At 54.1% G+C, this 19,475-nt stretch carries 22 protein-coding genes and 1 riboswitch; of the genes, 15 read left to right on the top strand and 7 right to left on the bottom strand.

Annotated elements, in window-relative coordinates:
* Positions 1 to 102: 102 nt before the first annotated feature.
* On the bottom strand, positions 103 to 1,908 hold the full coding sequence (locus AC3ZPD_RS08420; RefSeq protein ID WP_490983833.1) for a glycoside hydrolase family 13 protein: 1,806 nt from the start codon (positions 1,906 to 1,908) through the stop codon (positions 103 to 105).
* 214 nt (positions 1,909 to 2,122) lie between these two features.
* Between AC3ZPD_RS08420 and AC3ZPD_RS08425 the strand changes: the two genes are divergently transcribed.
* Entirely contained in the window at positions 2,123 to 2,557 is a 435-nt protein-coding gene (locus AC3ZPD_RS08425) for an NfeD family protein (protein ID WP_490983834.1), read from the top strand.
* On the top strand, positions 2,557 to 3,486 hold the full coding sequence (locus AC3ZPD_RS08430) for an SPFH domain-containing protein (RefSeq protein ID WP_490983835.1): 930 nt from the start codon (positions 2,557 to 2,559) through the stop codon (positions 3,484 to 3,486). The genes AC3ZPD_RS08425 and AC3ZPD_RS08430 overlap by 1 nt, the downstream gene beginning before the upstream one ends.
* Before the next feature lie 249 nt (positions 3,487 to 3,735).
* Here AC3ZPD_RS08430 and AC3ZPD_RS08435 read toward each other — a convergent pair whose 3' ends face one another.
* Together AC3ZPD_RS08435 and AC3ZPD_RS08440 are read right to left on the bottom strand one after the other, a co-directional pair.
* Complete coding sequence (locus AC3ZPD_RS08435; RefSeq protein WP_490983836.1) at positions 3,736 to 4,416, bottom strand: PspA/IM30 family protein; 681 nt, start codon at positions 4,414 to 4,416, stop codon at positions 3,736 to 3,738.
* Positions 4,417 to 4,436: 20 nt separating this feature from the next.
* Complete coding sequence (locus AC3ZPD_RS08440; RefSeq protein WP_490983837.1) at positions 4,437 to 4,664, bottom strand: PspC domain-containing protein; 228 nt, start codon at positions 4,662 to 4,664, stop codon at positions 4,437 to 4,439.
* Between the two features lie 271 nt (positions 4,665 to 4,935).
* Between AC3ZPD_RS08440 and AC3ZPD_RS08445 the strand changes: the two genes are divergently transcribed.
* Complete coding sequence (locus AC3ZPD_RS08445) at positions 4,936 to 5,487, top strand: flavodoxin family protein (protein WP_490983838.1); 552 nt, start codon at positions 4,936 to 4,938, stop codon at positions 5,485 to 5,487.
* A 134-nt stretch (positions 5,488 to 5,621) separates the two neighbouring features.
* On the opposite strand, the gene AC3ZPD_RS08450 is transcribed toward AC3ZPD_RS08445, so the two are convergent.
* Together AC3ZPD_RS08450 and AC3ZPD_RS08455 are read right to left on the bottom strand one after the other, a co-directional pair.
* On the bottom strand, positions 5,622 to 6,338 hold the full coding sequence (locus tag AC3ZPD_RS08450) for a YcnI family copper-binding membrane protein (RefSeq protein WP_490983839.1): 717 nt from the start codon (positions 6,336 to 6,338) through the stop codon (positions 5,622 to 5,624).
* Between the two features lie 55 nt (positions 6,339 to 6,393).
* Positions 6,394 to 8,049 carry a copper resistance protein CopC gene (locus AC3ZPD_RS08455; protein WP_490983840.1) on the bottom strand — a complete coding sequence of 552 codons (1,656 nt, stop codon included), beginning with the start codon at positions 8,047 to 8,049 and terminating at the stop codon, positions 6,394 to 6,396.
* Positions 8,050 to 8,452: 403 nt separating this feature from the next.
* Here AC3ZPD_RS08455 and AC3ZPD_RS08460 point away from each other — a divergent pair, with 403 nt between their 5' ends.
* The 12 genes from AC3ZPD_RS08460 (at position 8,453) to AC3ZPD_RS08515 (ending at position 17,788) form a co-directional block, all read left to right on the top strand.
* Entirely contained in the window at positions 8,453 to 8,806 is a 354-nt protein-coding gene (locus AC3ZPD_RS08460) for a metal-sensitive transcriptional regulator (protein ID WP_490983841.1), read from the top strand.
* A 24-nt stretch (positions 8,807 to 8,830) separates the two neighbouring features.
* Positions 8,831 to 9,031, top strand: coding sequence for a copper ion binding protein (locus AC3ZPD_RS08465; RefSeq protein ID WP_490983842.1), 201 nt, complete (start codon positions 8,831 to 8,833; stop codon positions 9,029 to 9,031).
* A 159-nt stretch (positions 9,032 to 9,190) separates the two neighbouring features.
* A riboswitch (TPP riboswitch) is annotated at positions 9,191 to 9,304 on the top strand.
* 118 nt (positions 9,305 to 9,422) lie between these two features.
* A complete protein-coding gene (locus AC3ZPD_RS08470; protein WP_490983843.1) occupies positions 9,423 to 10,502 on the top strand; it encodes an ABC transporter substrate-binding protein in 1,080 nt (359 codons plus the stop codon).
* A 650-nt stretch (positions 10,503 to 11,152) separates the two neighbouring features.
* Positions 11,153 to 11,446: an MTH1187 family thiamine-binding protein gene (locus AC3ZPD_RS08475; RefSeq protein WP_490983844.1), complete on the top strand. Its 294-nt coding sequence runs from the start codon at positions 11,153 to 11,155 to the stop codon at positions 11,444 to 11,446.
* Entirely contained in the window at positions 11,443 to 12,219 is a 777-nt protein-coding gene (locus AC3ZPD_RS08480) for an ABC transporter permease (protein WP_490983845.1), read from the top strand. Before AC3ZPD_RS08475 ends, AC3ZPD_RS08480 begins: the two co-directional genes overlap by 4 nt.
* A gap of 52 nt (positions 12,220 to 12,271) precedes the next feature.
* Positions 12,272 to 13,150, top strand: coding sequence for an ABC transporter ATP-binding protein (locus AC3ZPD_RS08485; protein WP_490983846.1), 879 nt, complete (start codon positions 12,272 to 12,274; stop codon positions 13,148 to 13,150).
* On the top strand, positions 13,147 to 13,962 hold the full coding sequence (locus tag AC3ZPD_RS08490; protein ID WP_490983847.1) for a TatD family hydrolase: 816 nt from the start codon (positions 13,147 to 13,149) through the stop codon (positions 13,960 to 13,962). Before AC3ZPD_RS08485 ends, AC3ZPD_RS08490 begins: the two co-directional genes overlap by 4 nt.
* 211 nt (positions 13,963 to 14,173) lie before the next feature.
* On the top strand, positions 14,174 to 14,806 hold the full coding sequence (locus tag AC3ZPD_RS08495; protein ID WP_490983848.1) for a TetR/AcrR family transcriptional regulator: 633 nt from the start codon (positions 14,174 to 14,176) through the stop codon (positions 14,804 to 14,806).
* A gap of 85 nt (positions 14,807 to 14,891) precedes the next feature.
* Positions 14,892 to 15,794 carry a substrate-binding periplasmic protein gene (locus tag AC3ZPD_RS08500; RefSeq protein ID WP_490983849.1) on the top strand — a complete coding sequence of 301 codons (903 nt, stop codon included), beginning with the start codon at positions 14,892 to 14,894 and terminating at the stop codon, positions 15,792 to 15,794.
* Positions 15,795 to 15,878: 84 nt separating this feature from the next.
* A complete protein-coding gene (locus AC3ZPD_RS08505; protein ID WP_490983850.1) occupies positions 15,879 to 16,523 on the top strand; it encodes an amino acid ABC transporter permease in 645 nt (214 codons plus the stop codon).
* 18 nt (positions 16,524 to 16,541) lie between these two features.
* Positions 16,542 to 17,288: an amino acid ABC transporter ATP-binding protein gene (locus AC3ZPD_RS08510; RefSeq protein WP_490983851.1), complete on the top strand. Its 747-nt coding sequence runs from the start codon at positions 16,542 to 16,544 to the stop codon at positions 17,286 to 17,288.
* A gap of 77 nt (positions 17,289 to 17,365) precedes the next feature.
* Positions 17,366 to 17,788 (top strand): OsmC family protein, encoded by a 423-nt coding sequence (locus AC3ZPD_RS08515; protein ID WP_490983852.1) that lies wholly within the window; start codon positions 17,366 to 17,368, stop codon positions 17,786 to 17,788.
* A gap of 123 nt (positions 17,789 to 17,911) precedes the next feature.
* On the opposite strand, the gene AC3ZPD_RS08520 is transcribed toward AC3ZPD_RS08515, so the two are convergent.
* Positions 17,912 to 18,712, bottom strand: coding sequence for a (2Fe-2S)-binding protein (locus AC3ZPD_RS08520; RefSeq protein ID WP_490983853.1), 801 nt, complete (start codon positions 18,710 to 18,712; stop codon positions 17,912 to 17,914).
* Positions 18,713 to 18,907: 195 nt separating this feature from the next.
* Complete coding sequence (locus tag AC3ZPD_RS08525; protein ID WP_490983854.1) at positions 18,908 to 19,450, bottom strand: DUF2062 domain-containing protein; 543 nt, start codon at positions 19,448 to 19,450, stop codon at positions 18,908 to 18,910.
* Positions 19,451 to 19,475: the final 25 nt, after the last annotated feature.

Here is a 19,475-nt window from a genome sequence, read left to right on the forward strand (position 1 = left end):
TCCGGCAAGAAATTTAAAAAAGGCGGTCCCAAAGTCTGAGCAGACTTAGGGACCGCCTTTTTTAAAGAAAGGGGGAGAGCCCTCAACCCCCTGCGGGGCCGGTCAGTCTTCCTCCACCGGCCCTAGCACGGCGAAACCGAAAGCGGGAAGTCGGACCGTTTCTTTTCCATTTTCCACTTGAAGCTGTACGGAATCCGAAGCGAAGAGGGGGATCCAGCAGGCGGCTGGCGATGAGGCCCCCGGCCGGCTCCCCGCTTCCGACCTCCGCCCGGTTTGCTGCGGCAACTCAACCGATTGCGGTTTATCCGCATTGTTGATCAGCACCGCCACCCGGTCGTGATGCAGCCGGCGTTCGTACGCCAGCAGGGTGCCTTCCCCGCCGGTTTCCTTAAAGTGCATGCTGCCCGTTCTTAAAGCCGGGTGGGCTTTGCGAAGCGCGATAAGCGTCTTGTAAAAATCAAACAGCTCCCGATCCTGCTGCTCCGGCTCCCACGGCATACATTTGCGGCAGTCGGGGTCCGCCCCGCCGTCCAGGCCGTACTCATCGCCGTAGTAGATGCACGGCGTTCCGCTGTAAGTAAACTGGATCACGGCCGCCAGCTTCATCTTCTCCTTGCTGCCTTCGCACAAGGTAAGCAGACGCGGCGTATCGTGGCTGTCCAGCAGGTTAAACAGCACCTCGCTGGCCTGGCGGGGATAACGGGACAGCTGCATCTGGATCGCGTTCGCAAGCTCGCTGGCGTTCAGCGTGCCTCGCGCCACGAAATCCAGCACCGCGTCGGTGAATGGATAATTCATCACGGCGTCGAACTGGTCGCCCTGCAGCCAAGGCGAGGCTTCATGCCAGATCTCGCCCAGAATATAGGCGTCCGGGTTGATCGCTTTGATCCGGCTGCGGAATTCCCTCCAGAAATGGTGGTCCACTTCGTTGGCGATATCCAGCCGCCAGCCGTCGATGCCGATTTCGCGGATCCAGTATTCGGCGGTGCCCAGCAGGTACTCTTTCACCTCCGGATTTTCGGTATTCAGCTTTGGCATATGCGGCTCAAAGCTGAACGTATCGTAGTTGGGGCGGCCGTCCTTGTCGGTCAGCGGGAATTCGTGAATATGGAACCAATCTTTATATTTGGATTGTTCGCCTTTCTCGAGAACGTCCACAAACGGGGCAAAGGTTCTCCCAGCATGATTAAACACTGCGTCCAGCAGCACGCGGATGCCGCGCTCATGGCAAAGCCCGACCAGCTCCTTGAGCTTTTCGGCGTCGCCGAAATGAGGGTCGATTCTCCGGTAGTCCTCGGTGTCGTATTTATGATTGGTCGCAGCCGCAAAAATCGGCGTGAAATAGATGGCCGTTATGCCCAACTCGGACAAATGGTTCAGGTGGTCGATGACGCCCTGCAGATCTCCGCCGAAATAATTGTCGACCTCCGGTTTGCCGCCCCAAGGCTGCACGTTTTCAGGATCGTTATCGGGGTTGCCGTTAGCGAAGCGTTCGGGAAAAATCTGATAAAAAACCGCATCCTTCACCCAGGCCGGCGGCTTAAAAACATCAATCGGATTAATAAAAGGAAAGTCAAACAGCCGGTCCGGAATTTCGGGGCGTTCGTCGTGGAAATCATTTTCCGTCATCCAGACGGATTCGCAGCCGGCCTTGAGCAGGAAGCCGTACTTCAGGCGCCGGTAAGGCGGCCGGACCTCGCATTCCCAATAATCGAACCGTTTGTCGCGAAAAACCCGTTCCATCGGAACAAGCTCTTCCGTATCCTTCCAGGCATATTTATCGCCGACCCAGGCGCAAATTTCGGAGACGTCGTCCTTTTTCGTACGCAGTCTGAGGTGGAGCGTATAGTCATCGTAAGCGTAAGCCCAGTTCATTTTCGGACGATGGTAGACAGCTTCAAGCAGCATGGTATTCCTCCCGGTATGAATTTGAATAAAGACAGCGACTCGGCGAAAAAAATAAAAACAATAAGGGTAGGATTTCCAAATTGACCTTCATAAATTCTGCAGATCCGTTTGCAAGGCGAAGAAAAACATCTCTTTGACAAGAAATGTGATACCTAATCCCTTATTACCCGTATATACTTAATATAATGCTGAATAAAGGTGGTGAATCTGCCCTATGCATGTATGGACGATATGGTTGATCGCAGCAGGCATTTTGCTCGTATTGGAAATGTTTACGCTTACGTTCTACCTGCTTTGGATCTGCCTTGGAGCAATCGCGGCGCTGCTGGTTTCGCTGGTGGTTCCGGATGCGATTTTGCTGCAGGTGCTTGTCGGCTGTATAGTTGCTCTGGTGCTGACCGTATTTACCAAACCGCTGTCCCGCAAATTGCGGAGTTCACGGGGATTTCATGATGCAGGTACCGAGCTGCTCGGCCGGCAGGGCATTGTGGTGGAACCGATCGAACCGGGACATTACGGCATCGTAAAGGTCGGCGGCGACACCTGGAGCGCGACGGCCCCGGTATTTTTGGGGAAAGATGAACGGGTGAGGGTCATGAAAATGAGCAGTACAAGAATTGAAGTAGAGAAATGGGAGGAGATTCTTTAATGCAGTGGATTGTGATCGTGGTCATTCTGGTGGTCGTTATCGCCTTTATCGCACTGACGGTGAAAGTTGTGCCGCAGCAGCGGGTAGGCGTTGTGGAACGTCTCGGTAAATTCAACCGTTTGCTGAACCCGGGTCTTAATATTCTTATTCCGGTTATTGATCAAGTAAGGGTTTACCACGATTTGCGGATTCAACAGGCTAACGTGCCGCCGCAAACGGTTATTACGAAAGATAATGTGCAGGTCCAGATCGATTCGATTATTTTCTATCAGGTCGTGAATCCGGAGCAGGCGACTTACGGCATTTCCGACTACGTGTACGGGGTGCGGAACATCTCGACGGCCACCATGCGGCAGATCATCGGTAAGCTGGAGCTGGATGAAACCTTGTCCGGACGGGAAAAAATCTCCAACGAGATCCGCATCGCGCTCGACGAAGCCACCGAGAAGTGGGGCGTCCGCATTGAACGGGTGGAAGTCATCGATATCCAGCCGCCGGCCGACATTCAGGAAGCGATGGACAAACAAATGAAAGCCGAGCGGAACAAACGTGCAATCGTGCTGGAGGCGGAAGCCGCGAAGCAGGATATGATCCTGCGCGCCGAAGGGGATAAGCAGAGCAAAATCCTCAAAGCCGAAGGCGACAAGGAGGCGCGCATCCGCGAAGCGGAAGGTCTCCGCCAGGCGCAGGAGCTGGAAGCGCTGGGCCAGGCGAAGGCGATCGAAGCCGTAGCGGCCGCCGAGAAGCAGCGGATCGAGCTGATCCGCAGCGCGGGTCTGGACGAAACGGTGCTGGCTTACCGCTCCTTCGAAGCGCTTGAAGAAGTGGCCAAAGGACCGGCCAACAAAGTGTTTATCCCGTCCAACGCAGTGGAAACGCTGGGCAGCCTCGGCGCTGTGGGCGAGCTGTTCAAAGGGAAGAAAGATTAAGCTTCTCATCATTGAAAAAATAAGGCCCCACGCTCGGAAAACCTCCTTACCTTCCATTTGGAAGCAAGGGGGTTTTCCTCTTTGACGGCATGGGGAAGACAGGTAAAAGCCCGGTCAAGGGGGTTCTTGACCGGGCTTTTTAAGGCGACAATCGGATTCGGATAAATCCGGCTTGCCGAAGCTTTGGCTATAGCTAAGGTTGGCAGCTCAGCATCTTTTTCTCAAACAGCGCATAGCTTCAATAGCATTTTATTCCGGTGCCTTCTCGTTGTTTTCGCTTTCTTTGGCCTTGGTTTGGCCCTGCAACCGGGCCAGCTCCTCATCGACCTGGCTGGAGTAGGCGTTATTGACGCTGTAAGGACTTTTGGCTGCGGCGGAAGCAGTGGTTTCCCAGCCGCTGATTTTCTCTTCCATACGCTCGAAGCCGCGCGCTGCCGAGCCGGTATCCAGACCGCGGCTAAACTGCGGGTGAGCCGCGGTTTTCAGCTCGGAGGCCTTGCGGGCGCGTTCCGCGAGCTCCTCGCGTTTCTTTTTGAGGCGCTCCAGTTCTTCCTTGCCCAGCTCCAGCTGCGTTTCAAGCTCGGCAATCCGGTGTTTCACGGCATCTTCCTCGGCCGACAGGCGGGAAACCTGCTCCGTGAAATGCAGCTTGGCTTCGATCACACGGCGTGCCGCAAGTTCGTCGCCATCCGCAACGGCCTTCAGGGCCAGCTGTTCTTTCAGTCCGATTTGATGCTCCGTTTCTTCCCGACGGGATTGCAGGATGCGGGCGGAAGATCGGGCCGCCGTCAGCTCGTTTTGCGCATCATCCAGCTCTTCCTCCAGATTGCGCAGATATTGGCCGGTCATGACGACCGGGTCTTCCAGCTTGTTCAGGGCTTCATGCAAAGTAGCTTTCGTAATATTGGCAATACGTTCAAATAAACTCATGTTCATCTCTCCTCGGCTTCTTAATATTTGGTGTAATAGGAATCATCGATGTCATACCAGCCTACGGGCTCATCCGGCACAACCAGGCTGGCGATCAGGTAAACCGCGACAACGGCACCGACGCTGCAAAAAGCGGCGATCACAACGGCCAACCGAATGATTGTGGCGTCAAACCCAAGCCATTGGGCCAGTCCGCCGCACAACCCTGAAATCTTTTTGTCTTTTCTGGAACGGTACAATTTACTCATTCCTAAGTTCACTCGCTTTCTCGTTCATTTGTTATGTCCTCATCATAGCCTTTTCCGGGTTCCTTCAAAACGGCCCGCAGGCGGTTTGTGGGCTGGACCTTGGTCGGGGACGCATCTCGGTCCTGAAGACGGGGAAAGGTAGGTAGAAACAAAATCATTTGCTAAAATATAGTCTGAAAAGAGAGCAAACACCGTATAACAATAAGAGGAGTTATCTGGAAAATTAAGGCGAAACAAAACCGGTAAAGAAAACGAAAAGGGAGTGTCTTTTATGAGTATAGTGGTCATTAACGGCAGCGGGCGTGAAGGGGGAAATACGGAGCAGCTTACCCAAGTGGCGCTGGCTGGACTTGATTACAAGGAGATTGTGCTGCGGGATAAAAAGATCCTGCCGATCGTCGACCAGCGCCATACGCCCGGCGGATTCCAGCCGGTGGGCGACGATTACGAATCCGTCATTCAGGAGGTGCTGGCGCACGATACGCTGGTGTTCGTTTCTCCGGTATACTGGTACAGCGTAACGGGGCTTATCAAAAATCTGTTTGACCGCTGGTCCCAAAGCCTGCGCGAACCGGGATACGATTTCAAAGCGCTGGTTGCCGGGAAAAAGGCTTACGCAATAGTAGTAGGCGGCGATAATCCCCGCATTAAAGCCCTGCCGATGATTCAGCAGCTTAAATACACGTTTGATTTTGTCGGGCTGCCGTTCGAGGGGTATGTGCTGGGCCAGGCCTCCAAGCCGGGGGATATTCTGAACGATAAACGGGCGCTGGCCGAGGCGGAGTGGCTGAACGAGCAGCTGAAGGCGCTGGTTAAAGCTTAAGTCCAGAGAGGGCAAAGGTAGGGACACCGCCGCCAGGAAAAAAGAAAAGGCAGATTCAAGAGCCGGGATAAGGAACGTTACTTCTCCCGGGAAACTTGGATCTGCCTTCTTTTGTTGGGATATAAATCCGCTGTTTAAGCCTTGCGGCGGCCGTTTTGCACAGCAAACCATAATGCCGCCAGCGAAACGATCAGCGCAATGATAGTAATGATGAGCGTTACGGTTTGCATCACGCTGCCGGAAGAACTGCTTGAAGCGGCTGCGGCATCCGTTTCCGGGCTCGAGCCATTGTCGGCGGCTCCAGCATTGGCATTGTTTCCGGCGGTGCCGGCTTGATCATGACCGCTATCGGCCGGAGCTGCGCCGGCAGGAGACGAAGTGATTTTTGTGATCGAATGCGGAGTATCGGCTCCTTCATCGCCTGTCCATTCCACGACCGACCCGTCGCTGTAATATTGGAAAGCATCCCAGTCCAATTCGCCTTCGGCTGCAGGGTTTTTCGCTACAAAATTAAACTGCTGGAACTGTCCGGGTTCGATTCCGCCGCCGGCAGCCGCTTCCCAAGTAATGGTTTTGATCCGGCCGCTGTCGTCTTTCTCCGTAGTTGCCGTCCAGCCGGGAACGGGCTGATATTGCTCCAGCTCGGCTTGTTCCGGCACCTTGAGGGCGACTTTAACCGTTGGAATGTCTTTTTCGGTCGGAACTTTCATGGTGTAGGTTTCCCACGCTTCCGGCGCGGACTGAGACGGTTTGACCGTCACATGAGCGCTGGCGATTCCTGCAAACAGCAGGGTGGAGGCCAGAGCCGTGGATAAGATGGAAGCGAAACGCAAAGATTTTTTCAAAGACATGGAAAATCCCCCTCTTACATCATTAAGTTATATCAAACTCGCAGTACCGGGCCGCTTAAGGGGCGCCGGCCTTAAAGGTAAAGCTGCCGTCGAACGAATCCAGGGATTTCAGCAGCACGTGGTATTCGGCGCGCCAACTGCCCGGCATGAGAAGCGAAGCGTCGCCTTCCAAATGGGCGGCATCGGTTAAAGTCAGCTCTTCCTCCATATTGGACATTTCCAGACAGACCAGTTTGATGGTGATCTGCTGAACCTCAACCGTTTTGCCGTCGGCATCGGTTACCGTCGCTTTGAAATGATTATCGCCTACGATGCCGGGCGAAACATCGATCAAGGTCGTATAACCGGCCTGACCGGTTTCGGAATGCTGGGACGGTCCGCCTTTTGCGATTCCCGGCGATAGATTGGTGAGAGCGGCGGCCAGAATCAAGGCGGCGATTCCCGCTGCCCATTCGATTTTGACGGCAGTGCCGAGGCGCCGGTCCTTCCGGCCTCTCCGGAAATTCACCAGGGCAAAAGCGAGCATGGCTATGAGAATAGCGGCTTTGGCGATTAAAATCCAACCATAAGTGGTATCAACCAGCGCGTTCAGATCCGGCAGGTAAATGATGCTGCCGTACAAACCGCTAAACAGCAGCACAACGGCGCTGATGGAGCCCGTGTCGGTAAACCGCCGCACCGTTTCAGGATAAAGCCTCCCGCTTGGATCCTGGGCTGCGGCTTTCGGCAGGACAAAAACCATGACCAGCAGGCCACCGACCCAAACTGAAGCAGCCGACAGGTGCAGAAAGTCCGCCGCGCTGGCCGCCAGGCGGGACGGCGCGGTTGCCGGATGGCCGGTCATGGCTTTCATCGCAGCGATGGCCGCCGCGTTGATCAAAGCCAGGAACCCATACATCCGGCGGCGGTTCACGTAGTCACGCGACCAAAGCGCGTAGACCAGAAAGGCCAGCGGGAGCAGCAGCAGGCTCTGCACCCACCAGACCGTGCCGAACGCGCCGTCTTTCAGCGTCTCGCGGAACCATTCGCCGTGCCACAGATTTATCCAGCTTGCGCCGGTCTCCAGCCGGATCTGCAAGGGCAGGCTGAGCAGGATGCCGATGGCGGCGAGGATCGAGCCGGCCAGCAGCAGCAGCCGGAAGCTGCGCATCTCAAACGCCTCGGCGCGGAAAAAGCGGGGGAACAGCCACAGCGGAAACGCCAGGCTGCCCGCGAGCAGCATCAATCCGCCGTACAGGAGCCAGCGGATGGCGATTTGGTCGGCGCCGGGGTTGCCGCCCGCGGACAAATCGCCGGCGGCCAGAGCCGCGGCCGCGCCACCGGCCGCTTCACCGACCGCAAAAGGGATCGTCCCCGAAATCGGATGGCCGTCGCCGGAGATCACTCTCCATCTGGCGATATAAACGCCTTCCGGAAGGTCAGGCTGCAGCTTCACGGATAAACCAGCCGGGTTATCCGTGTCGATGGCGGGTGCGCCGCCGGTCACCTTTTGACCTTTATTGTTAAGAACACTGAGGGTAAAGAAGGTGGGATCAATGGCTTCGTTGAAGACCAAATGGACTTCGGACGGAGCGGTCTTCAAGGTTTCTCCGGAAACCGGCTCAGATTTGACGATATAAGCATGGGCTGAGCCGATCTGCGGGATTAGCAGCTGGATCGCGAAAAAAACAAAAAAGGCGGCTAGTACGCCGGAAACATATTTTTTTAACATACAAAGAACCTACTCTCTCGGAGTCTTATTTGTACAATTTATCATGGAGCGCCTGACAAATCATGACCTTAACGGGCTATGAATATTTAAAATTTTAAAAAGAGCTGTGTCGATCCTGTGAAGGATTGGGAATAAACCTCCGATACCATGAGAAATTGCCTTGAAGTTTTGAATTGTTTAGCTTAGCTATTTGCCAGTATTGACGAGGTTCTTACATAGTAAGCAGGGAATAAGGCTAATTCAGGTCTCGTATGTGCTGGTGTGTGTTCGTGCGTGTTCCTGGAATTTGGAGGAAATAAACTTGTTTTATATAGGGGGTGGGGGTATAATGAATCATGTCAGGATTAATGCATAACGGAAAGCGAAGAATTGAAAAATTAATGATTATAAGGAAGTGAAGTCCGTGGCGGAAACTAGCGGGGGCCATCCGCATGAAGAACAGCATAGCTGCCATAACGGAACGGACAACAAGCCGGCCGAGCGGCGCAGCCATCACTCCGAAGAGATGAAAGGCAAGCTTGTTGCCCGTTTGAACCGGATCGAAGGCCAGATACGCGGCGTTAAGGGCATGATCGAAAAGGACACGTACTGCGATGATGTCCTGAATCAGATTGCGGCGATTCAATCCGCGCTGAACGGCGTCGGCAAGCTGCTGCTGGAAGGCCATATGAAAAGCTGTATCGTGGAACGGATTCAGGAAGGCGAAACCGAAGTTTTGGATGAGCTGATTGTGACGATTAATAAATTGATGAGATAACGACATTTAAGGAGGAATTTTATTATGACAACAGTTACCCTGCAAGTAGAAGGCATGTCCTGCAACCACTGCGTGAAAGCGGTAGAAGGAGCGGTTCAAGAAGCCGGAGCAACGGGAAAAGTGGATCTGGCGGCCAAAAAAGTCGACGTTACTTATGATGAAAGCAAGCTTAACCTCGAAAAAATCAAAGAAGCGATCGAAGATCAGGGTTACGACGTTGTTTAAACTTTGATTTTGTTTTTTTGGAGATAGGCTTTGACAATATTTTGAACGGATAGGACTCCCGCTTTGCGGCCGCTGCCCGGCCACGGCTGGAGTCTTTCCTTTTGCTATGGACAACATTTGCAGAATATGACTATAATACTTGTTGTGAAAACCCGCAATTTCATAGACATGGGGAGCTGGATGAAGGCCGGCTGAGAGTGCGTCCCGCGAAAGACGCTGACCCTTATACCTGATCTGGATAATGCCAGCGTAGGAAGAGCTACTGTCAATTGCATGTTTAATAACATTTGACAATGATGCAGGCGCCCCCGAGACGGGCGCCTTTTTTGGCATTCAGGGCAAGTTAAGTTTCAAAAAGCGGGAAACCAAAAGAAGAGGGAGCGAACAAGAAGTGAAAGCAAAAAAATTAGGAACCCTGCTGTTGTCCGGCATGCTGTTATTGGCGATAGCGGGCTGCGGTTCAAACGGAGCAAATAACGCGGCAGGCAGTCAGGAGCCGGGTGCGAGCAACGCGGCGGGCAACTCCCAAAGCAGCGCCGAAAGTGCAGCGCCATCTACGGATGCAAAGGACCTGAAGGACATCAAAGTGGTGCTCGACTGGACGCCAAACACCAACCATACCGGCTTGTATGTCGCCCAGGAGCTTGGCTACTACAAAGAGGAAGGCCTGAACGTGCAAATCGTGCAGCCGGATGAAGGCGGCGCCGATGCGATGATCGCTTCCGATGCAGTGCCGTTCGGCATCAGTTACCAGGAAAGTATCACCCAGGCACAAACGCAAGGTGTGCCGCTGGTTTCGATTGCGGCGGTGATCCAGCACAACACCTCGGGTTTTGCCGCCCCGGCGGACCGGAACATCAAATCGCCGAAGGATTTCGAAGGCAAACGTTACGGCGGCTGGGGTTCCCCGGTGGAAGAAGCAGTGATGAAATCCATCATGGACCTGCAGAATGCCGATGTAAATAAAGTGAAAATCATCAACATCGGCGACGCCGATTATTTCACGGCCGTGAAACGCGATGTCGATTTTGCTTGGATTTATTACGCCTGGACCGGCATCGAAGCCGAGCTGCGCGGCGAGAAACTGGATATGCTGTATGTGAAGGACTATTCGAAGGATCTGGATTATTACACGCCGGTCATCGCCACCAATGAAAAAGAGATTCAGCAAAACCCGGATCTGGTCAAAGCTTTTATGAAAGCCACTTCCAAAGGGTATGAATATGCCATCGCTCATCCGGACGAAGCGGCCGACATTCTGATCAAAGCTGTACCGGACCTTGATCCGAAGCTGGTCAAAGCCAGCCAGGAATGGCTGAGCCCGCGCTATCAGGACGACGCCGCCAAATGGGGCGAGCAAAAGGAGTCCGTCTGGGCCGGCTACGCCAACTGGATGTACGAGCGCAAGCTGCTCGACAAACCGCTGGATGCCTCCAAAGCATTCACGAACGACTTCCTGCCTGAATCTTAATTGAGGATGAGGCGCTTACTTAGACCGGGTCTAGTAGTCGACTAACCGATGCCAGTGACAAGGACCGTTCAGGAACAGGAGTTTAACTAGGTTAAGGTTTAATCGGATTAACAGAGCTTTGAAAAGCGTCGGAAGAAGAAGGTAAGAAGAAGGTAAGAAGAGAGTAAGAAGAGAGTAAGTAGCAAGAGTAAGGAACAAAGGAATAAAAGAACAAAGGGAAATCGAACTTAAAAGTAGAATTTAAGCAGTTCGTAAGCAGCACGTGTTAAAGATTAAAACAGGATCGAATTCAAACGATCCTGTTCCCTAATTACTAATCTCACAAAAAAGGGACAAATGAAGCCTATAACAGCACGGCGGGAACTTAGGAGATGCCCATGACAAAATAATGAGGCCAGTCAAACGTAACTGGCGGAGAGCCGAATGATTCCGAAGAAGCGTAAGCGCCCGCCTTTGTTTTTGAAATTTAACCAATTCAAATTTAATAATAAAAATTCAAAAACAACAGCGGTCGTAGGAACATTCGGATCGCAGCCCAGCGGAAGGACGTAACTCATTATTTTCCACTAGCTATCTCAAAAGTTCCGCATCGCTCCAAACCCTTCATTTGTCCATTTTTCCCACTCCCATCTGAAAGCGAGGAATCCCTCATGCCCAACGCACTTGTAAGCATTCAAATCATTCCGAAAACTCCGAATGGGGAAAGCGTCATCCCTTATGTGGACCGCGCCATTGAAGTCATTCAAAAATCCGGCGTTAAACATCAGGTGAATGCGCTGGATACAACGATGGAAGGCGAACTGACCGAGCTACTGGACATCGTGCGCCAAATGAACGAAGCGGTCCATGAATTCGGCAGCGACAGCATCATTTCCCAGATCAAAATCCTGTACGGGCCGGCCGGCGTCAGCATGGATAAACTAACGGAGAAATACCGTCCATGACCTCGGTCCGGGCCGTTTGGAAAAGCGTGTGGCCGCCCCTTGTGGCGGTCCTCTTGTTTTTACTGGCGTGGGAGGTTGCGGTCGACGTCTTTCATGTGGAAAAATGGATCCTTCCCAGCCCGTCCGATATCGGCCATGAGGCGGCAAACGGCGCTTCGGGCTTGTGGGAGCACACCAAAGCCACGCTGGCCCTGACGCTGGAAGGGTTTGCGGTCGGTTCAATCGTCGGGCTGCTGGTGGCCGTGCTGCTGCACCGGATTCCTTTTGTCAAATCGGCGCTTTACCCGCTGCTGATCCTCAGCCAGAACGTGCCGACGATTGCGCTAGGTCCGCTGCTGATGATCTGGTTCGGGTTCGGCGTGCTGCCGAAGCTGATCCTGATTACGCTGGTCTGTTTTTTCCCGGTCGCCGTTGCGGCTATGGACGGGCTTGCCCGAACCGATCATGTGATGCGCAATTACATGGAGATGGCCGGAGCGACTAAAGGGCAAATTTTTCGAAAGCTGGAGTTTCCTTATGCGATTCCGTCTATGCTGTCGGGCCTTAAAATTTCGGCTACCTACAGCGTGATGGGAGCGATTATCTCCGAATGGCTCGGCGCGGAGAAGGGCATCGGCTACTATATGAAAATGCAGAAGTCCACGTTTCGGACGGACCGCGTGTTTGTGGCGATAATAATCATTGTCGCAATCAGCTTGGCGATGTTTGTAGCCGTTGCTATCGTGGAAAGGTTGCTGTCGAGGTACAGCCCGCCGCGCCGGAAAGGGCGCTGAAGAACAAATCAGGGTGAGGAAGTCTGTAAGTCAAGGGAAGGAGGAGACCAGGATGGCAGACGAAGAACAAGAAGGGAAAGCCGCCGCGGACAAATCGGGCGGAGCCGGCAGGACTGCCGTAACGACAGATACGTCCGGCCGCCAGACCGTGCTGGAGGTGAGGGGTTTAAGCAAAACCTATCAGGAAGGCAAGACGGCGGTGCAGGTACTGGACGGCATTGATCTGACGGTGGCCGAAGGCGAGTTTGTATCCATCGTTGGGCCTTCCGGCAGCGGAAAAAGCACGCTCTTCCACCTCATCGGCGGATTAACGCAGCCGGACGCTGGCCGGATTTCCCTGCGCGGCCGGGACATTACGGGCGAACGCGGGCACATCGCGTACGTTCCGCAGCAGCCCGCGTTATTTCCCTGGCGCACCACCCAGGACAATGTCGCGCTGGGGATGGAGGTCGCGGGCACGCCGCTGCGTGAAGCGCGGACGCAGACGCGGGAATGGCTGGCCAAAGCCGGGCTTGCCGGCTATGAAGAGGCCTACCCGCACATGTTGTCCGGCGGCATGCAGCAGCGCGCGGCATTTCTGCGGGGCCTGCTCAGCCCGCAGGAGCTGATGGCGCTGGACGAACCGTTCAGCGCGCTCGACGCTATGACGCGCAGCGACATGCAGCATTGGCTGCTGGAGCTGTGGGAGAAAAACCGCCGTTCGGTGCTGTTTATCACCCACAGCATTGAGGAGGCGCTGCTGCTATCGGACCGGATTGTCTTGCTGTCCGGCAGGCCGGCCCGGGTACTGCATGAATTGACGGTCCCGTTCCCTCGTCCCCGCTTGCCGGAGATCGCGGAGGAACCTGAATTCCTGCGCCTCCGCCGCGAGATGACGGATCTGATGCGAAGAGAGCAGCGGAAGATGCAGGAAGGAAGGTCGGACAGATGAAGACCAACGGGAATCATAGGCAGCGGCTTCCAATGATCGACGCGCATATTCATTTGGAGCAGTACAACGACGGAGAGATCGACTCCATGCTGGCGGACGCGGAGCAGGACGCCCTTCAGGGACTCGTCGCCGTGTCCATGAATCTGGAATCGTGCCAGCGTACCGAGCAGCTGGCGGTCCGGTATCCGGCGCTGGTGAAGCCGGCCTACGGGTACCATCCCGAGCAGCCGGTTCCGGAGGCGGCCGAGCTGGACCGGCTGCTCGCGTGGATCCGCCAGCACGCCGATTCCATGACGGCTGTCGGCGAAATCGGCCTGCCGTATTATTTGCGCCGCGAGAAGGAGCGGGCGGGAGAACGGTTTGATCTCCAGCCTTATGTTGAGGTGCTGGAGCGTTTTCTGGCTTTGGCCGCGGAGCTGGACAAACCGGTGGTTCTGCATGCCGTTTATGAGGATGCAGATCTGGTCTGCGGCCTGCTGGACCAATACGGCGTCCAGCAGGCGCATTTTCACTGGTTCAAAGGGGCCGATTCGACCGTCCGGCGTATGGCGGAACGAGGGTACTACGTTTCTTTCACTCCGGATCTCCTTTATGAGGAGGAAATCCGCCGCTTGGCGCTGCTTTATCCGCCGGAGCAGATCATGGCCGAAACGGACGGCCCCTGGCCTTTTGAGGGGCCGTTTGAAGGGCAGCCGACACATCCCCGCATGGTTCACGACGTAGCCAAAGCTTTGGCGGGGCTGCGCGGCTGGAGTTATGAGGAGACGGCACTGCGATTGGAGGCTAATACCAGACGTTTTTATCGGATTTAGGGATAGGAAGGCCTGAATATAGAATAGGAATGCGACAAATGCTAACCGGAGCAGACAAGTCACTTGTCTGGCTCCGGTTTTTTTATGGGCTCTTTCCTTATGATACGGCTATCAAAACGGTTGTCCAAACCTAGGGTTGACAATACCACACAAATCCGATAGGATTTAATAAACAATCGACTGACTAGTCAATCAGGTGGGGGGCAGAGCATTGAGCGGAGATAAAGAGGCTCAAATCAGCAGTGAACGCAGGGAACATATTCTGCAGATCGCGCTGCGGAGATTCGCCAAAGATGGTTATCATGCGACCAAAATATCCGATATTGTGGCCGAAGCGGGTGTCGCACAAGGCACTTTCTACTGGTACTTCAAAAGCAAAGAAGCGATTGCTCTGGAGATTGTGAAAGAGGGACGCAGGCAGCTGCTGGAGGTCATCGGCCAAGGGTACCGCCGCGAGGCAGGAACAGTGCAGGATATGGTGCATGCCTCGGAGGCTCTGCTGGACAGGCTGTTTCAATTCGCCGAATCCAACCGGTATTTGATGGAGCTGTTTTTCGGAGGCGGAGGAACGATTGAAACGATCCGCACCGCGATCGGGGAGACCCGCGCTGCGATGGAGCACGCTTTTCTGCAGAACATCCGGAGGGCGATCGAGCTTGGCATGCTTCCGGCTACGATTGATGCCGAATTCCGGGCAGCGCTGATCATGAGTTTGATTGAAGGCGTCATTGCGCGCTGGTTGTTTGGGTTTGCGCCGACGGACAGCGGAATCGCCACAAAGTCAGCCCGTCAGCTTGCAGCCGAAACGGCGAGATTTGAATTTTTTGGCTTGCTTGGCGTTTAGCCGAATAAGCAGCTTGTTTCATTAGAAGGGGTTCATCAGCCGGTTTCGGCCGGATCACTCAAAACAGAGATAGGGGAGATTAACGATGTTAATGAAAAACAAATCCAGAAAACCGCTGTTTCTAACTTTATCCGCGCTTTTGCTGATTGTCCTGGCGCTGGCGGGCTGCGGCTCAAACAATAACACCGGGAACGGTGCTCAAGGCGCGGCCAGCGAGGCCCCGGCCAGCACGGCTTCCGACAGCTCCGCCAACAGCGGCAGCGGCGACAACCTGTTGAGTCAGATCAAGGCGGCAGGCGTAATCAAGGTTGGATTGATGGGCACTTACGCGCCTTACAACTTCCTGAACGACAACAAGGAAATCGACGGCTTTGACGCTGACATCGCCAAAGAAGTGGCTAAACGTCTAGGCGTGAAAGTCGAATTTGCTCCGCAAGAGTTCTCCGGTTTGATCCCAAGCCTGCAGTCCGGCAAAATCGACGCGATTATCAGCCAGGTGACCATTACGGATGAACGCAAGCAGCAAATCGATTTTTCCCAGCCGTACATTACAAATGAAGTGAAGGTCATCGTCAAGGATGACAATAACTCCATTACGAAACTCGAAGATTTTAAAGGGAAAAATATCGGCGTAGGACTCGGCACCAACGATGAATCCTACTTGCGCAACGAAGTGCTTCCTAAGGTCGGCAAGTTTACGATCAAGACGTATGACGATGTCATTACTTCCCTTCAGGATTTGAACGCGGGCCGCATTGACGCAACGATCAACAACCTGTACGCCTTGAAACCGATCGTAGATAAAAACGGCTTCAAGATCAAAGCGGTGGGCGATGCCATCAAGTCCGACCAGGCGGGTATTGCAGTCCGCAAAAACAATCCCGAGTTCCTGGCCGCAATCGACCAGGCTCTTACGGACATGAAAACTGACGGTACTTATAACACCATCTTCAAGAAATGGTTTGGAGAGGAACCGCCGGCCGAGTAAAAATCGCAGAGACACAAGGCCATGAAGGTTGCGATCATGGCCTTGTCCTCTTAACGAAGCAAATCAAAGGGGATTTAAACGACTATGGAGCTTGTATGGGACAACCTGCCTTTCCTGCTTAAAGGCGCCTATTATACGCTGCTTATTACGGTGGTATCCATGTTTTTCGGACTGGTCATCGGCCTGGTGGTGGCGATTGCCCGGATAAAAGGCAACCGTCCGGTCCGCTGGCTGGCCCGGGCCTACGTCTCGGTCATTCGGGGGACGCCCGTCCTGGTTCAAATATTTATCGTTTATTACGGGCTTGTGGACTACGGAGTGACGCTTGGCCCGCTGACCGCCGCTTATGTGGCGTTAAGCATCAACGTCGGGGCTTACCTGTCCGAAACCTTTCGCGGGGCGATCCTGTCGATTCCGAAAGGGCAAACCGAAGCGGCTTATGCGACCGGCATGACGGCCTGGCAGACGATGCGCAGAATCATTTTGCCGCAGGCGGCACGGGTGGCCATAGCCCCGATGGGGAACACGTTTATCGGCATGCTCAAAGAGACGGCGCTTGTCTCCGCCATTACCGTAACCGAACTGCTGCGGTCCGCGCAGCTGCTGATTGCCCAGTATTACGTAAATATGCCCTTCTATTTAGGCATTGCCGTTATGTATTGGGTGATGAGCACCGTGTTTTCGATTATTCTGGAGGCCGTGGAGAAACGGCTGTCCAAGGTTTATTGAGCCGGAGGTGGCGAAGGGATGATTCAAACTACAGGGCTTTCGAAGTCTTTTAACGGCCTGGAGGTTTTAAAAACAATCGATTTGCGCGTAGCTCCCAAGGAAATCGTGGTCCTGCTCGGTCCAAGCGGCTCCGGCAAAAGCACGCTGCTGCGCAGTCTCAACGGACTGGAGCAGCTTGACGGGGGTTCGCTTGAGGTAAACGGCGTACGCGTGGACGCGGAAATGCCGGCCAAGAAAAAGCAGGCCCACTTCCGGGAAATCCGGCGGCACACGGGCATGGTTTTTCAGCAGTTTAATCTTTATCCGCACAAGACGGCGCTCGGCAATGTAATCGAGTCGCTGCTGACGGTCAAGAAGCTGACCAAAGAAGAAGCTGTGCGGATCGGCGAACGCCTGCTGGACAGGGTAGGCCTGCTGGCCAAAAGGGACGAATACCCGTCCCGGCTGTCGGGCGGCCAGCAGCAGCGGGTGGCGATCGCCCGCGCCCTGGCGATGGAGCCGGACCTGATGCTGTTTGACGAGCCGACCTCGGCGCTTGATCCCGAGCTGGTCGGCGAGGTGCTGGAGGTCATGCGCCAGCTCGCGCGGGAAGGGATGACCATGGTCGTCGTGACCCATGAGATGAAATTTGCGCGCCAGGTGGCGAACCGCATCGTATTTATGGACGGCGGCGTGATCGTGGAGGAACAGGAGCCGGAGGTTTTTTTCAAAAATCCGGCGTCCGAAAGGGCAAAAAAATTTATTCAGCAGCTGGAGGATCATTGATCCGGAGACCTGTAATACTTAATCCTATTAATCTTCTTAGGTCCCTCTAATTTAGATAAAGAAAGCGGGTATTGAACATGAAAGTGATGACAACTTGGAATGGAAAACGGCTGTTTACTTCCGTAGGGGATTCGGGTTATCCGATCGGGATGGACGCGACGCCGAAATATGGGGGCGACGGCAAGGGAGCTACTCCTATGGAGCTGCTGCTGGCCGGACTGGCCGGTTGTATCGGCATTGACGTTACGATGATTCTGGATCAGTTTTTGGAACAAATCAAATCGTTGGAAATCGAAGCCGACGGCGCCAGAAAAGAACAGAACCCGACGGGTTTTACCGCAATTGAGCTGGTCTTCCGCGTCGAAGGCGAAATTCCGGACTATCGGATTTGGAAAGCTATTGAAATGGGCAGCAAAAAATACTGCGCCGTATCCGATTCGCTGAAAGCGGAGATCAGCTATAAACTCATTCTTAACGGGCAGGAAGTAGCTCAGCCTTAATGCCCTTTGGGCCGTATGGCCGTCCGTGAAACAAAAAAACCGCAAGTTCCCTCTTCGGGAGCTTGCGGTTTTTTTTCATGCCAAGGCCGTGGCGGCCAACGAGATACGGCCGTCCGGCTTCTTTTATTTTCCCGCCTCGGCCAGCATGGCCTGTTTCCGGGCTTCCCGTTCCTCAGGCGGCAACTGCGGACAGGTGTAACATTTTACCCCGCCTTCGCGCCGGTCGTACATGCAGCAGGAGGACTGCATCAGCCATTTTTCCTCGGGATTAAGCGGGTTTTCCACGTAGCGGGGCTGATGCCGGTAAGGATTGCGTCTCCGGCGGAACAGCTCGGGAGCCATTTCGGCAAGCTGCTGGCTATCCTTGCTAAAACGCTCCACGACCTCCTTACGGGGTTCGCTGGCGGTTAGAAATTCTTTAACGTAGGTCAATTGGCCGCCAAACTGCTGCCAGATCGCATCCGGCTTCAGGCCGGCAACCGCGGCGATTTTTTCTACGACAGGCGTAATAAAGGCTTCGAAATAACGTTCCCAATGCCGGGCCAGAAAAGAGGCGCGTTCATGGTCCTCCGCCGGAACCTCGGTCGAGCGGACTTCCGTGATTTTGTAGCCTAGATGAGCGTGGTCGCTGTGCGGTTCCACCTGATAGACCAAACGGTCCGGCGACAGGTTGATAAGCCGGTCGTATTGAGCCGCGAACAGAAGCTGGATCAGGCTCAGCTTGCACAGCGAGGTGCCGACAAAAGAGGCGGGCAGAGCCAGGGAAGTCGCCTGGACCTGCTCCCCCGAAAAGGTTAATGCTTCTTGCAGCGAAGGCTCTTCGAACATACGGATGGCGGGAAGCTCGTAAATCGGCTGTTCGGCTCCTTCGGGAGAAACGTGAAAGTACATTTTTACGATGGAAAAATCGAAATTGGGTTCCATTGGCGGTCCTCTCCTCATCATTCCGGAATGATCTGGTTATAAGTGATTATAGCATTGGAAAAAAGATTTGGCGCTGAAAATAGATCCGGAAACTCCAGCGCCTTTTCATCCTCCGAAATCGAACAGCGCCGCCCGAAAGCCGGACGGCGCTGCATGCAAAAATATTCAAAAGCGGATGGCGGTCTATGCCGAATTTCAGCTGGAGGCCGTCTCCGAAACGACGATTCTTTTTCTGCGTTTGGCCTGACGCCGTTTGTGATTCCGGTTATGGAAGAACTGGATCACGTAATAAGAAATGACCATGGACAAAATGCCGAAGACCGACATGCCGATCAAAATATGCAGCCCGCCGTGCAAAATCGCTTTGACGGCCGAGAAGTCGCCCTGGAAAATATCCATGATCGAAGCTTCCTTGAAGGTTCCGGAAGCCGATGAGGACGGATAGATCCATTCCCCGAGTTTCTTGGCAAAGGGCATCAGGATGATCGGAAGAAAAGTCAATTTGCCGACGACATTGCCGATAATGGCAGCCGGAACGGAACCTCCGGCGAGCTTGACGACAGGATAAAAAATCAAATATACAAGGCAGGCGCTCGAAATGACAATCATTTCAAGGCCGAAGCCGATCGAGAAGCCCAGCGAAATTTTCTTCACGCCGCCCGGCGTGCGGAACAGACGGAGGAAATTCAGCTTAAAGGCTCTATAAATCCGGTTTGGAAAGCTTCTTTTGTTTCTCATCACTTCAAACTCCTGTCCCCAGTCA

The organism is Paenibacillus mobilis (assembly GCF_058267595.1).

Bases quoted from the DNA above. Each gene is read 5' to 3' on its own strand.
- AC3ZPD_RS08420 (WP_490983833.1), bottom strand. From the start codon at position 1,908: ATGCTGCTTGAAGCTGTCTACCATCGTCCGAAAATGAACTGGGCTTAC.
- AC3ZPD_RS08425 (WP_490983834.1), top strand. From the start codon at position 2,123: ATGCATGTATGGACGATATGGTTGATCGCAGCAGGCATTTTGCTCGTA.
- AC3ZPD_RS08430 (WP_490983835.1), top strand. From the start codon at position 2,557: ATGCAGTGGATTGTGATCGTGGTCATTCTGGTGGTCGTTATCGCCTTT.
- AC3ZPD_RS08435 (WP_490983836.1), bottom strand. From the start codon at position 4,416: ATGAGTTTATTTGAACGTATTGCCAATATTACGAAAGCTACTTTGCAT.
- AC3ZPD_RS08440 (WP_490983837.1), bottom strand. From the start codon at position 4,664: ATGAGTAAATTGTACCGTTCCAGAAAAGACAAAAAGATTTCAGGGTTG.
- AC3ZPD_RS08445 (WP_490983838.1), top strand. From the start codon at position 4,936: ATGAGTATAGTGGTCATTAACGGCAGCGGGCGTGAAGGGGGAAATACG.
- AC3ZPD_RS08450 (WP_490983839.1), bottom strand. From the start codon at position 6,338: ATGTCTTTGAAAAAATCTTTGCGTTTCGCTTCCATCTTATCCACGGCT.
- AC3ZPD_RS08455 (WP_490983840.1), bottom strand. From the start codon at position 8,049: ATGTTAAAAAAATATGTTTCCGGCGTACTAGCCGCCTTTTTTGTTTTT.
- AC3ZPD_RS08465 (WP_490983842.1), top strand. From the start codon at position 8,831: ATGACAACAGTTACCCTGCAAGTAGAAGGCATGTCCTGCAACCACTGC.
- AC3ZPD_RS08475 (WP_490983844.1), top strand. From the start codon at position 11,153: ATGCCCAACGCACTTGTAAGCATTCAAATCATTCCGAAAACTCCGAAT.
- AC3ZPD_RS08480 (WP_490983845.1), top strand. From the start codon at position 11,443: ATGACCTCGGTCCGGGCCGTTTGGAAAAGCGTGTGGCCGCCCCTTGTG.
- AC3ZPD_RS08485 (WP_490983846.1), top strand. From the start codon at position 12,272: ATGGCAGACGAAGAACAAGAAGGGAAAGCCGCCGCGGACAAATCGGGC.
- AC3ZPD_RS08490 (WP_490983847.1), top strand. From the start codon at position 13,147: ATGAAGACCAACGGGAATCATAGGCAGCGGCTTCCAATGATCGACGCG.
- AC3ZPD_RS08500 (WP_490983849.1), top strand. From the start codon at position 14,892: ATGTTAATGAAAAACAAATCCAGAAAACCGCTGTTTCTAACTTTATCC.
- AC3ZPD_RS08505 (WP_490983850.1), top strand. From the start codon at position 15,879: ATGGAGCTTGTATGGGACAACCTGCCTTTCCTGCTTAAAGGCGCCTAT.
- AC3ZPD_RS08510 (WP_490983851.1), top strand. From the start codon at position 16,542: ATGATTCAAACTACAGGGCTTTCGAAGTCTTTTAACGGCCTGGAGGTT.
- AC3ZPD_RS08515 (WP_490983852.1), top strand. From the start codon at position 17,366: ATGAAAGTGATGACAACTTGGAATGGAAAACGGCTGTTTACTTCCGTA.
- AC3ZPD_RS08520 (WP_490983853.1), bottom strand. From the start codon at position 18,712: ATGGAACCCAATTTCGATTTTTCCATCGTAAAAATGTACTTTCACGTT.
- AC3ZPD_RS08525 (WP_490983854.1), bottom strand. From the start codon at position 19,450: ATGAGAAACAAAAGAAGCTTTCCAAACCGGATTTATAGAGCCTTTAAG.